Genomic DNA, 12,921 nt, shown 5'->3' with positions numbered 1-12,921 from the left:
AATGCACCCAGTATATAAAAGCACTGAGCGATCTCAGTGCTTTTAATTTACAGGAACTTATCTTACGTTTATCTGATGTACTGGCCCGGCAAAAGCCGGGCTAGCTTAATGTAATGGCTAAACAAGTGCTGCCGGGGGGAACTGGCTGTATTACATGACAGCCTTAATCGCCGCTTCTGCGCAAGCCACATCTAAATGACCACCCGGTGCTCCACCCACACCAATTGCGCCAACCACCTGATCTTTCGATTTTAACGGGATCCCGCCAGCCAAGAAGAGTAAGTTGTCATCCATATCTTTTAGAGGCACTAAGATTGGTTTATCAGCAATTGTTTTCATTAAATTTGCCGTGGGTTGTTTCATGCTAACTGCTGTGAAGGCTTTTTTGCGTGAACTGTCTAAAGTATGTGGTCCTGCATTATTATGGCGCAGCTGAGCCTGAACACGTCCGGAAAGATCAACCACGGTTGCCGTGACATTGTAACCGTCTTTGGCACATTGAGAGACAGCGTTTTGGGCGAGTTCAAAGGCGCTGGCCGAAGATAACTGTGTGAGGTTGACGGTTTTCTCTGCAGCAAAAAGCGGAGAAGAGCTTGAGAGCACAACGGCTGCGAGAAATAGCTTTGATTTTATGTTCATAGATAGTTCCTTAATCATGAGGATTATGTGTTTGCGTTAGCCACTAATATAATGGCTCATAATTGCCAGAATCTTGCTTCAACATTACAACTTTGTAATCAAATCAAATGTTGGCAAAATGATAGAATAATTAGATTGGTATTACATCGAGGTGTGGGAGAGAACCTTATGCATATCTTAGTGATCGAGGATGATCTCCATATCAGTGGTTTTTTGAAGCAAGGTTTTGAAGAGCTGCAATATCAAGTAACCTGTTGCGCTGACGGCAAGCAGGGCTATCAGTTAGCAACAATGGAATCGTTTGATCTGATAGTACTCGATTTAATGCTACCGACTTGGGATGGTATGGAAGTGCTGCGGAATATCCGCGGCGAGGGACACCAGGTACCGATTATTATCTTAAGTGCTCGTCATTCTGTGGAAGAAAAAGTGCAGGGACTGCAATCAGGGGCGGACGATTATTTGGTTAAGCCATTCGCATTTGCTGAACTTGCCGCTCGGTGTCAGATTTTGTTACGGCGTCAGGTTAGTTGTCATAATTCTAATCAGTTGAAATACAGAGAGTTAACTCTTGATCTACTGAGCCGAAAACTATTTCGTAGTGGAAAGGAAATTCCCCTAAAACAGAGGGAATTCATGCTAATGCAACTGTTTATGCAACAGCCTGAGAGAGTCTTTTCCAAAACAGTGATTCTGGAAACAATATGGGGTTATCAATTTGATCCGCAGACCAATGTCGTGGATGTCCTGGTTTGCCGTTTGCGTGCCCAGATTGATAGGGAGTTCGATCATCCGTTAATTCATACGATTCGCGGGGTCGGCTATGTCCTTAAAAATGAACGCTGAACAGTCGACAAGGTATGCGCAACGCAGGTTGTTTAGACGTTTTCTGGCGACGATAAGTTTATGTTTTGCCATAATCTTGCTTGGCATCGGTATGATACTGGCTTATCAGCTCGATAAAGAAGAAAAAAAACTGATGCGTTCGCTCGGGGCGGAATATCAGCGCATTTTGAAGTTTGAATCTGATGATAAAATGCAGCATGTTGTGGTCAATAACCCGTACCGTTTGATTGAAAATGCGATCAGTGTTGTGAGTAATACGGATGATGGAAGCTACAAATTGGTCAGTGGAGCAATGCTATCACTGACTGGCGTTAATCTATCGCAGTATCAATTGTCACAGCGCGACTGGTATGAATTATTAACAGAACCTGCTTATTATGCGGTGAGCCTGCCTGGTCAGCAGCAGCATTTCTGGCTGGTGCTAAATCTGAAGCCAAGGCTGAATTTGTTGTATCAGCAATGGGTATGGATAGCGATTGCCCTGGCTGCATTATGCAGTGTAATTTCATTAATTGTCTGGCGATTGATTAGATCGACGTTAGCACCTTTACATAGCTTAGCGAAAGGTATCGATCAGGCCAGTACCTGGTCACTAGATGCAATGTCTAACTTTATCGACCATGACCTTGAAAGTACGAAAGGGGAGCTAGGCGTCCTCAACCAAAGCGTAAATCAAGTACTCGGACGGTTAAAGGCGACTATTTCCAGCATGGGAAATACGTTAGATGCCATTGCACATGATTTAAGAACCCCTTTATCCAGAATTGTATTATCTACCGAAAAATCATTGCTCAGTCAGGCTCAGGGTGATGAGCTGAAACAGCAGATGCAGGCGGCGCTTTCAGACTGCGCCGAGTCAGCACAGCATGCCAGTAAAATGCTCAATACCCTGATGAAAATAAACGACGAGATTATCGGGAAACATCAGTTACAGCCCCAGCCTATTGAGCTAAAAGCCTTTATTGAAAATATTGGATCTTGGTACGAAGAGCTATCAGAAGAAACCTGTATTCCAGTATCAATGACCGGGTTGCATTCATGCCATCTTATCACCGAGCCCAATCGCTTAACTCAGATCCTGGTTAACCTGATTGACAACAGTTTTAAATATAGCCATGCCGGCGATCAGATCTTGTTGGAATGCGGCAACGATAAAGGTGGTCAGGTCGTTATCAAAGTCTCTGACACGGGTATTGGTATTGCCAAGGAACACCATGAACTCATCTTCAGGCGCTTGTATCGAGTTGACCAAAGCCGAAGCAAGTCAGGATATGGGCTTGGTTTAGCATTGGTGAAAGTGATGCTGAAAACATTAAACGGCCACATTAAGCTAGACTCTGAAGTCGGTAAGGGAACTTGTTTTCAAATAACGCTGCCTGCAGCGCTAAGAGCTGAAGAGACGACGGATTAAGAGCCAGGGTCGTACGGAATATGCTGCCTCCCCCCTGAGGAGGACATCAGCTACTACACTGTACTTTAAAGTGTTGTTTGATACTGGTATGAACATGATGAGTATCTGATGTGCCTAGTGCATTGCTTAGGAGGCTATATGGCGGATTCACACGGTTTAACTATGGTGGTTGAACGCGACGATGATAATTTCCTTATGGAGCTTAAAGCGAAAGGGAAGCTAACGCATGCTGATTACGAAAAGATCACACCAGAAATGGATCAGGTACTTGAAGGGATCAGCGAGCCGACGGTGAATATATTTTTTGATGGCGCTGAATTTGAAGGCTGGGAACTGCAGGCTGCCTGGGATGAATTAAAGCTGACTCTTAAGCATGGTAAGAAGTTCAGCAAAATTGCTGTCTACGGCAATAAAAGGTGGCTGGATATGATGTCTCATGCCGGCAGTTGGTTTATTTCCGGTGAGGTAAAGTATTTTGAAGAGCCGATGAAAGGATTAGCCTGGTTGAGGGAGTAACGGGGGTGATATTTCTGGCTCCGGTTTACTACGCACTTCAGGTGGGTATAATGCCCGGCTTAGTTAAACGACAACCATTATCAGAAAGGACTTCAGTTTGAAGCTATTTGTCAGAGATCTTACCGTTATCGATGCCTCATACCTGTGCGAGGAGCGCGGCATGGTGGGTGAAAGTTGGATTCTCGATGTGGTGATGTCGGGTGAGCTGAATGAAATGAGCATGGTGCTCGATTTTAGCCGAGTCAAGAAGCAAATCAAACAACTGGTGGATCAGTATGTTGATCATCGCCTAATTGTGCCGACGAAAAATGTGAATGTGAAAATGAGTCAGAGCAAGGATGGCTATGCGACCGTAGACTTGTTGCGTGGTGATAAAAGTATTCACTTACATTGCCCGGAACAGGCTTATTGCCTGATCGATGACAAGAAAGTGACGATTGGATCGGTTACCAGACATCTTCACCAGGTCTTAATCGGTAAGCTACCTGCCAATGTGCAAGGGCTGGAGCTCACCCTGCGCCATGAGAAAATTGATGGTGCGTTTTATCACTATACGCATGGCCTGAAAAAGCATGATGGTAACTGTCAGCGAATTGCTCACGGTCACCGTTCTCCGGTTGAACTCTTTGTTAACGGCGAACGAAGCGATGCGCTGGAACAGCAGTGGGCACAGCGTTGGCAAGACATTTATTTGGCAACCGCAGAAGATCAGGTGGCTGTCTCTGAGTTGAACCTGAGCGACTACGCAGCAGGTTTATCAGACGATAACCATTTCGGTTTCCGCTATACCACTGAGCAAGGCGAGTTTGAATTGGCTATTGCCAAATCAGAAACGGAAGTCATTGATACCGACACCACGGTTGAGCTTCTGGCTCATTACATCGCAAAAGAGGTAAATAAGTCATTACATGACGAGTCACTGGAAGTTGTCGCGTATGAAGGTGTAGGTAAAGGTGCTATGGCGTCGGTCTGATTAACTTCGCACCATAGATCCTTGCAGATATAAATGCTTCTCGATCTCTGTTATTCACTAGATAACAGTGCCACGAGAAGCATTTTTTGTTTGACCGAGGAGGTTAATTCTTTCAATAGAGACGTTTTTCACTGTGATAGTGTAGATTTCACAGAGATCAGAGCTTATGGTCTTATGGTACTAAAATCCGTAAAGCGGCTGGTATATAGTACGTTTTCTGGCATTTCATCCGTATCATCTAGCGTAACAATGCCAGGGATCTCAGTCGATGCGTCAATAGCATTGATAGTCCTGTCACTATTCACTGTGTAAAGAACATCATTGGCAAAACCGTTCGGCTCTTGCCAGTACCAAATTTGAGTATTTCTGGCAAAATCATCAGAGCAGTTAGTACTTAATGTTAACTTGCCTTCGGATGTTTCTAAGCACTGGTTAATATTAGCCACACTTCTATATCTTTTTTCCTGATCATAGATGAACGATTGTGACTTGGCTCCCTCGACACAGTTTTTAAACTGTAACGCAGAACCATCTACGACGGTCAGGCATTGAGGCGATTCTTGACTCAATAACGTGGATTTGATTGTTACAGCGTCGGCACCTAAAAACCATGGACTATTCCAATCAACCGTCACCGCAAACTGATCTGAATAAACCAGCTTCTCAAAATCCCGGTATGTTTTCCAATCCGGATCAGCACTTGTGTTGTCTGTCCATAGTTGGCTACCTGATGCATAGCGACGACCAATTACCCAGTTATTATGACCAAACAAGGCAAGGCTATTTACCGTTGTCTTAACCACTATTTCTGATGAGCCGGTCGTTCCTTCTTTTGCTGCAATTTTTGCCACAAAATCCGGCCGCAGACCACTAACCGCCAGCGGATTATTTGCTCTCAATTTATCAAAATTCCAAGGATTGCCCCGGCGCTCATCATAATCCCAGCACCAGCCATCAGCGGTTCCCAAATTGCAGAAACCATGCTCTGGATCTACCGATGAACCATATTTATTGTTCACGTATTTGATGTTGTAGCCGTCCTTGTTTGTTTTAGCGACCAGGCCAAATTCTTTTTTATTAGTAATGCTGTATTTGTCGGTAAACTTGTACTCAATGTCCTTGATCGGAATCTTAGGTGAAAAACCCAGTCCTACTTTTATACTGGTACTCGTTTCCTTTTCTATTTTCGATTCAACCTGATCTTGCATTCTCGGATACAGATCATTTAGATAGATCTGTCCGGATGACAATTTAGCGTTATCATTTACCTTAATGCCGACATCTATTTCATCAAGGTACTCATTGTATACGTAGCTTGTGTGACTATTATGATACCAACGGCGATAAATATCGGACCAGCTGTCTGACATCCCCATATCAACACCTGAGCCCTCGGCGAGCACAATTTCCACGAATTTGTCTTTATCACCGGATCGGGCATAGAAAGGTGATTTGCTGTAATACCTGACTTTATATTTTAACGTTACATTGCCCTTGCCCTGCCTTTCGACATTGAAGCGTCTATGTATGATGAACTCCATCACACTGCCGTTGTCTTGAGAGACGGATCGGCGGGTTCGGTTTAACTTACTCAAATCAGTTACAAGATTTGAAGCAATATATTCAAGATCAAGTGTATCAAGAAGGTAGATCTCTCTTTTCTTGAGCTCGTTTGGTTTGGTAACCAATACATACTCACTATCCACCCCTAGGCCCAAAAGACTCGATGTAAAAGATCTCCGCTCCTCGGAACTTATACCACTGAAATTGAAGATATAATAATTACAACTGGGTGAAATGATTCCTTCAGAGCCGTATAAATGACATTCTTCCTGGAAGTAAGGTGTCGTTGTCTGAATCAAGTCTGAGATGGGATCTGTTTGGTCAACATTTGATGCATAACAGATTGAGCTTGATGCCATCACCAAGCTCATGCCAATAACAGAATTTACTATTTTTCTCATGCTCTATCCCCTTGTTAGAAGCTGGCCGCAGATCAACCAAAGGGTCGATATCTGAGCGAGCATGTTAAGTGATCCCTCAATAAAATGCCCAGATAGCTATGCATTTGCGAGTGAAAATGCGCACATTGTCATGCTATCAACGCTTTTATGTCTCCTGAGAATTCAATTTTGCGCGCTAGCAGCATCGTTAAGCCTAAAATTCAGTACATTTATTGTGAGAATTGTTCAGTAAATTGGATAAAAAAGGTGAATGGAAAATGTTGGAGTGTTCTAATTTAGAGTAAATACACAATAACTAACAATAAGTAGATAATAATGAAAAAATCCATTTTACTGCTCTCTCTGCTATTTCCATTGGCTTCTCAAGCATCAGATAGCGCACCAATAACGCCAGAGGCAATTACTGCAGCACAAGTCAGCAGTGTTCAGTCTGCAGAAACATACACTTATGTCAGGTGCTGGTACCGCCCAGCCGCCACCCACGATGATTCGGCGACGGAATGGGAATGGGCATTGAATGAAGATGGCAGTTATTACAGTATTCCGGGCTATTGGTATTCTTCCGTATCCTTCAAAAACATGTTTTATACCAGTGAGCCTCAGGAAAAGATCAAAAAGCGATGTGATGAAACGTTGGATGTAACGCATGAAACTGCAGATATAACTTACTTTGCGTCTGATAAGCGTTTCTCATACAACCATTCAATCTGGACGAACGACAATGCATTTCAACCAGCTGCGATCAATAAAATGGTCGTGTTTGGTGACAGCCTGTCGGATACCGGTAACATGTTTAACGGTTCTCAATGGATTTTTCCGAACAGTAACTCTTGGTTCTTAGGGCACTTTTCTAACGGTTTCGTCTGGACGGAATACTTGGCTAAAAATAAGAACATCCCGCTTTACAACTGGGCAGTGGGTGGCGCTGCGGGGACAAACCAGTATGTCGCACTGACAGGTGTATACGATCAGGTAACCTCTTATCTGACCTATATGAAGATGGCCAAAAACTATCACCCAGAAAATACCTTGTTTACGCTTGAATTCGGATTGAACGACTTCATGAATTATGAGCGTGAAGTGCCGGAGGTAAAAGCCGACTACAGCGCCGCGATGATCCGCCTGACTGATGCGGGGGCGAAAAACATCTTATTGCTGACTCTGCCTGATGCAACCAAAGCGCCTCAGTTTAAGTACTCTACACAAGAGGAAGTGTTAGTGGTCAGACAGAAGATTGAAGAGTTTAATCAATACATCCGCGAACAAGCCGAGTACTATCAAAACAAAGGCATCAACGTGGAACTGTATGATGCGTATTCATTGTTCAAACAAATGACAAGCAATCCTCAGCAACACGGCTTTCAAAATGCTTCAGAGCCTTGCTTAGACATCAACCGTAGCTCAGCCCTGGATTATCTATATAGCCACCGCCTAACAAACGAATGTGCGTACTATGGCTCTGATTCGCACGTATTTTGGGGTGTGACTCATCCGACTACCGCAACTCACAAATACATTGCAGATCGTATTCTTGAATCCGCCTTCAACAAATTTGTGTTTTAAGTAAATCTGAGTCTACGAAGGTGACATAACATAGGCTAAGCACCCATGCTTGGCCTTTTTTCTCTGTGCTTTTCTAACATGTCTATTTATGCAGGAAGCTGGAATGTGAACATAGAGAGACTTATTGGGACAAGATACTGCCCCAATAAGTGCTTTATCAAGAAGAGGTGTGCGGGGCAGAGAGTTAGACGATCAGATCTTTCATCAAGCTTTCCAGTTCATCGGCTTGCTGGTTGAGGCGCTGGATTTCACTGGAAGACTGAGTCACCATATCAGCAACTTTACGTGACTGCATGCGTACCTGCTCAACGTCTGAAGCAATATTATCAGCTACCGCACCTTGTTCTTCTGCCGCTGCGGCGATTTCGATACTGCGATCAGCAATATACTGGTTCTTTTCTGAAATAAGACCAATATCCTGACTGACGGAGCTCATCATATGTTCACTGGATTCAGCATTATTCACCGTCTGGTGCATCACTTTCATCAGACTCTGACTGTTGTTTTGCAGCGCTTCAATCATTTTTTGGATTTCAACGGTGGCATTTTGTGTACGGCCAGCCAGAGTGCGAACTTCATCGGCCACAACCGCAAAACCACGGCCCTGTTCACCAGCGCGTGCCGCTTCGATTGCTGCATTGAGTGCCAGTAGGTTGGTTTGTTCTGAAATAGCGTTAATCGTGGTGACCACGTCATCAATTTGAGCTGCGTTGCTATCGAGTTCGGCCACGGCTTCCGCGGCTGAATTGATCTCAGTGCCCAGTTGATTAATGGCTGTAAGGGTTTGGGTGACTTGTGCTAAGCCCTGCGCCGTGACTTGTGTGGCTTCGCTGGTCTGGGTTGACGTGTCCTGTGCATGGCTGGCAACTTCACGAACAGAGCTGGCCATCTGCTCTGTGGCACTGGCCAGAGAGTCAATGCGTTCTTGCTGCTGATTGGTTAAGCCTTCGTTTTCACTGCTGCGCTGGCGAAGCTCAGAGCTGATTTGCTGAATTAACGCAATTGCTTCCTGAGTCGCTTTGACAAACTGATGCTCACGTTCGGAAACGCGATCTACAGTTTGTGCGATCAGATTAAATTCATTACGGGCAGGGGCATAGTTGATACGTGCTGCCAGATCGCCATCGGCGAGACGCTTAACGGCTTCGTAAATGTTAAACAGAGCGCCGCCCATAAACGTCATAATGTAGTGTAAGCAAAGAATAATAAACAGGCAGGCGGCAGCAATAATAGCGGTATGGGTAATCGTCATCTCAGAAAGCAGGTTCGGTTGCTCTTTGGTTGTCAGGCTGTAGCCAGCGTTTGTAACCTGAGTGGTTGCAACACCGTTGGTACCAACCTGAATATTACTGTTTGTCAGAATACGGCTGACGTCACCTTGGTTAAGATCCGATTGTGCAATCAGAGTAGCAACGGTTTCCATCTCTTGTTGCAGCAATCGGTTTTGCTGGTTCTGTGAGGCATCCATTAATGTCATGCTCACAACGATGATGGCAAAAAGCGGGGCAAAAAAGAGAATTAAAAAGTTTTCCTGTATTTTCACATCGACAAGATATTTATCGATCCAACGGAATGCAACTTCTTTCATTATTAGTATCCTGACTGTTGGTAATAAGTAACGCGGCCTATTAAGTTGTTCGTATTATGAATGTAAATTGAAATTAAATACGTTGAAGTTGGTGATCAGCGTCACGTTGGAGTGAAAAATAAGTTTGTAGTTACGGTATTAAATGGGGGGGATTGCACTAATTTAAGTGGGTCTGGTCAAAATAAGGCTAAGAAAAAGCTGTCAGAGTGACAGCCCTTGGAACGATGGCATCATTTCAGATACTCTACGTGTGCCTCCATCTCTTCACCAATTTCTTGACGCATATTCATCAACTTAATCGCGGAATCTCGCAATTTCTTATCTTCGGCTGTTTGCGGAATCCATTCAGGAATTGGCGTGGGTTTCCCGTCTTCATCAACGGCAACCATAATGACAATGCAATGTGTGGTTAAGCGTCTTTCCAGTTGTTTCGGATCGCTTGCCTGCACATCAATAGCAATGTGCATTGAAGATCTGCCGGTATAAATGACCTTGGCACTGACTTCAACCAGATTCCCCACATGGATTGGTGCGACAAAACGGATCCCTCCGGCGTAGGCGGTAATGCAATATTTTGCACTCCAACCTGCCGAGCAGGCATAGGCGGCCAAATCGATCCATTTCATTACTGCGCCACCATGAACCTTGCCGCCAAAGTTGACATCACCGGGCTCGGCTAAAAATCTGAGTGTGATGTCGCGCTGTCTACCGTCCATATAGCAATCCCTTGAGAGGTTAAAAAAGAGAAATCATTTTAACGGCAAAACCGCTCTCTAGCCAACAGCTTAGCCCCATGCGAAGTTGCACAGGGCTAAACATTGTTGATGAACTTGTTATTGTATTTAGTTCCGTAATCAAATGAGTTCATGTAACTGAACCTTGCGTGGCGACTTGCTGTCACAATCGCTATTGGAAGCAGTACTTTTTATGTGTTTCTTCTTTCGCACATCAAGGGTACCTAGATCTTTCTTATTTTTGTGTGTCTGACTCAAGTAAGCGCATCACCTTGTTATAGCCAGGTACGGAACCGGAATGACATAACTGACCATCAATCGCGACTGCAGGTGTACTCATGACGCCAGCCTTCATGATCAATTCCAGATTTGTTACTTTTTCAAGTTCGATTTCCACCCCCAGATCTGCTGCGGCCTGAGTGAAAGTATCCGCTGTTATTGCACAATTTTTACAACCTGAACCATAGACCAGTATGTGTTTCATCGTTGACTCCTTAAAATACAACGTAGTTGAACAGCCATCCCACTACCGTGAAAGCAAAAAAGAGATAACTGAAAATGACAAAGAGAAGGCGGTAAGTCATCACCTGTTTCAGCATCATGAATTCCGGCAGGCTGGCTGCAACAGCACTCATGCAGAATGCCAGGGTGGTGCCGAGCGGCACGCCTTTGGTTAATAACGTTTCCATGATGGGAATAATCGCAGTGGCATTGGTGTACATAGGAATAGCGATCAGCGATGCCACAGGTACAGACCACCATTGACCCGCACCCAAATTTTCGCTGATCCAAACTTGCGGGATAAAGCCATGTATAAAGGCACCAATACCAACGCCAATAATTACCCATTGCCATATTCGGCTAATGATCATCATGGTTTCTTGTTTCGCAAATTGATGGCGGTCTTTCAGCGTTAATGTTTTGTGCTCGGTAGCATCTTGATACACTGTCTCGGCTCCAGCGGAATATTGATTGGCAAGAAAGGGCTGCAGCCAGCGTTCGGCTTTCAAGGCGTCGATGAGGATCCCCCCGGTAACGCCAAGCAGCAGGCCAACAGAGATGTAAGCAAGCATGAACTTGAAACCAAGCAGGCTACCCAACAAAACAATAGCAACTTCATTGATGAGCGGAGAGGTCAGTAAGAAGGCCATTGTTACCCCCAATGGGATACGAGCAGACACAAACCCCATAAACAGCGGGATGGAACTGCACGAACAAAAAGGGGTGACGGAGCCAAAAACGGCGCCAAGAATATAACCCAGAAAACGGTTCTTACCTTGCAGGTAATCGCGAACACGCTCGACGTTGAGAGAGGCGCGGGCCAGGGCTATGAAATAGATCAGCCCGAACAATAGCGCATAAATTTTAGACGTGTCTTCAATGAAGAAATGAACCCCTTCTGCCAGCCTGGACCCCGGTTCAAGCTGCAAAACTGAGTAGCTGAGCCAAGAGGCGAGCTGCGTAAATATTGATAACATGAAGCTTTTCTCGCTATGTATTATGGTAACTAACACGAAGCAAGGCTGAAAAGGATGCAATTATCTTCAGGTGTTTTTCATGATTTTCGGCGTGGAACATAGCTATATACTTTTTGCCCCGTGAGTTTTACCTGGCAGGCACAGGTCAGATGTTGTTTGAGTTTTTGTCGTGCGCGCTGAATACGAGATTTTGCACCTGCTGTTGAGATGTCTTTCAACTGGGCATAATCAGCCTGAGTCATTCCGTTTAAATCACAACACTCAATGACATCCCTGTCTTCATCATCTAGCTCTGAGAGCACCCGAGGTAAACACGACAAAAGACCGGTGATTGGGGCTTCTTCTTGTTCGTTAATGTTGACATCAGCAGTGAGTTCATCAACCGGATGGTAAGTTCTTATATGGTCTATCAGTGTGTTGCGGACCATTTTAAATAACCAGGATCGAGCATTGTCTAAAGAGCAGAATCTTTCCTGATGCTTCATCGCTTTAAGGAAGGTCTCTTGCATAAGATCTTCTGCTTGCTCAACATCGTGGGTTTGGCATATCAGCCAGGCTTTAATATCGCTTTCATTATGCTGCCAGGCTTGCATCAGGCATTTCATTTGTGAACCCCATATAGATAAATGCTTTAACAAGCTCTCACTGTAAATAATGGCCAACGTTAGTGCTTCACATAGAGTCCATTAATGTGATGGCTGAGAACCTTTTCAAGGTACTGTCATGTTTTCTTAAGCCACGGCTATATCAGACAGAGGGCGTTGACTCGGTCTAATGAATACCAGAGGGGAATAATTGTATAGGAAATCAGCAGTCTGCTGGTAAAGCCCACTTTTGCTCAAAAAACTGGAAATAAACATACACAAATCACTGACACATGATATTATCCGTGTCGGCTGTAATTCAGACCTATTTATAATATGCAAAATTATGTTTTAGAAAACCTTCGCTGCACCGCTTTACCGAGTATGTTGTTATGAAGATTTCCACTCATAAGTTTCGTTCACGTAAATAATTCTTGTTCTGGCTATAACCGCATTATTGCGAATTATTTTATTGAAAAATTTTTGGAGACATCATGTCTAAGACAACTGGTATCGTTAAGTGGTTTAACGAAGAGAAAGGTTTCGGTTTCATCACTCAAGACAACGGCGGCGCAGACGTATTCGTACACTTCCGTGCAATCGCTTCTGAAGGCTTCAAAACTCT

The 12,921-nt window shown here is 44.3% G+C and carries 13 protein-coding genes; 6 read left to right on the top strand and 7 right to left on the bottom strand.

Annotation, left to right across the window (positions count from 1 at the left end; translation table 11 throughout):
• Positions 1–150 precede the first annotated feature (150 nt).
• On the bottom strand, positions 151–639 hold the full coding sequence (locus AC2204_RS11760; protein ID WP_318925696.1) for a GlcG/HbpS family heme-binding protein: 489 nt from the start codon (positions 637–639) through the stop codon (positions 151–153).
• Positions 640–807: 168 nt separating this feature from the next.
• Here AC2204_RS11760 and AC2204_RS11755 point away from each other — a divergent pair, with 168 nt between their 5' ends.
• From AC2204_RS11755 to AC2204_RS11740, 4 genes are all read left to right on the top strand, one after another.
• Positions 808–1,485: a response regulator transcription factor gene (locus AC2204_RS11755; protein ID WP_318925695.1), complete on the top strand. Its 678-nt coding sequence runs from the start codon at positions 808–810 to the stop codon at positions 1,483–1,485.
• Complete coding sequence (locus AC2204_RS11750; RefSeq protein WP_318925693.1) at positions 1,463–2,896, top strand: sensor histidine kinase; 1,434 nt, start codon at positions 1,463–1,465, stop codon at positions 2,894–2,896. Before AC2204_RS11755 ends, AC2204_RS11750 begins: the two co-directional genes overlap by 23 nt.
• A 138-nt stretch (positions 2,897–3,034) precedes the next feature.
• A complete protein-coding gene (locus tag AC2204_RS11745) occupies positions 3,035–3,412 on the top strand; it encodes a SpoIIAA family protein (protein WP_318925691.1) in 378 nt (125 codons plus the stop codon).
• 97 nt (positions 3,413–3,509) lie between these two features.
• A complete protein-coding gene (locus AC2204_RS11740) occupies positions 3,510–4,385 on the top strand; it encodes a 6-carboxytetrahydropterin synthase (protein WP_318925690.1) in 876 nt (291 codons plus the stop codon).
• Positions 4,386–4,549: 164 nt separating this feature from the next.
• Here AC2204_RS11740 and AC2204_RS11735 read toward each other — a convergent pair whose 3' ends face one another.
• Positions 4,550–6,349 (bottom strand): RICIN domain-containing protein, encoded by a 1,800-nt coding sequence (locus AC2204_RS11735; protein ID WP_318925688.1) that lies wholly within the window; start codon positions 6,347–6,349, stop codon positions 4,550–4,552.
• 315 nt (positions 6,350–6,664) lie between these two features.
• Between AC2204_RS11735 and AC2204_RS11730 the strand changes: the two genes are divergently transcribed.
• On the top strand, positions 6,665–7,912 hold the full coding sequence (locus AC2204_RS11730) for an SGNH/GDSL hydrolase family protein (protein WP_318925687.1): 1,248 nt from the start codon (positions 6,665–6,667) through the stop codon (positions 7,910–7,912).
• Between the two features lie 184 nt (positions 7,913–8,096).
• Here the strand turns inward: AC2204_RS11730 and AC2204_RS11725 are convergent, their stop codons facing one another.
• The 5 genes from AC2204_RS11725 to AC2204_RS11705 form a co-directional block, all read right to left on the bottom strand.
• Complete coding sequence (locus AC2204_RS11725; protein ID WP_318925686.1) at positions 8,097–9,500, bottom strand: methyl-accepting chemotaxis protein; 1,404 nt, start codon at positions 9,498–9,500, stop codon at positions 8,097–8,099.
• A 230-nt stretch (positions 9,501–9,730) separates the two neighbouring features.
• Positions 9,731–10,216 carry an acyl-CoA thioesterase gene (locus AC2204_RS11720; RefSeq protein ID WP_318925684.1) on the bottom strand — a complete coding sequence of 162 codons (486 nt, stop codon included), beginning with the start codon at positions 10,214–10,216 and terminating at the stop codon, positions 9,731–9,733.
• A gap of 253 nt (positions 10,217–10,469) precedes the next feature.
• The gene (locus AC2204_RS11715) at positions 10,470–10,718 is read right to left on the bottom strand and encodes a thioredoxin family protein (RefSeq protein ID WP_318925682.1); all 249 of its coding nucleotides are present in this window, start codon (positions 10,716–10,718) and stop codon (positions 10,470–10,472) included.
• A 10-nt stretch (positions 10,719–10,728) separates the two neighbouring features.
• A complete protein-coding gene (locus tag AC2204_RS11710) occupies positions 10,729–11,712 on the bottom strand; it encodes a permease (RefSeq protein WP_318925681.1) in 984 nt (327 codons plus the stop codon).
• A 77-nt stretch (positions 11,713–11,789) separates the two neighbouring features.
• The gene (locus AC2204_RS11705) at positions 11,790–12,317 is read right to left on the bottom strand and encodes a sigma-70 family RNA polymerase sigma factor (RefSeq protein ID WP_318925680.1); all 528 of its coding nucleotides are present in this window, start codon (positions 12,315–12,317) and stop codon (positions 11,790–11,792) included.
• A 473-nt stretch (positions 12,318–12,790) separates the two neighbouring features.
• On the opposite strand from AC2204_RS11705, the gene AC2204_RS11700 reads away from it, so the two are divergent.
• The coding region (locus AC2204_RS11700) for a cold-shock protein (protein ID WP_318925888.1) at positions 12,791–12,921 on the top strand (131 nt) is incomplete at its 3' end.

This window comes from Photobacterium sp. (genome assembly GCF_057456235.1).
This window is presented reverse-complemented; position numbering and strand designations above follow the sequence as displayed.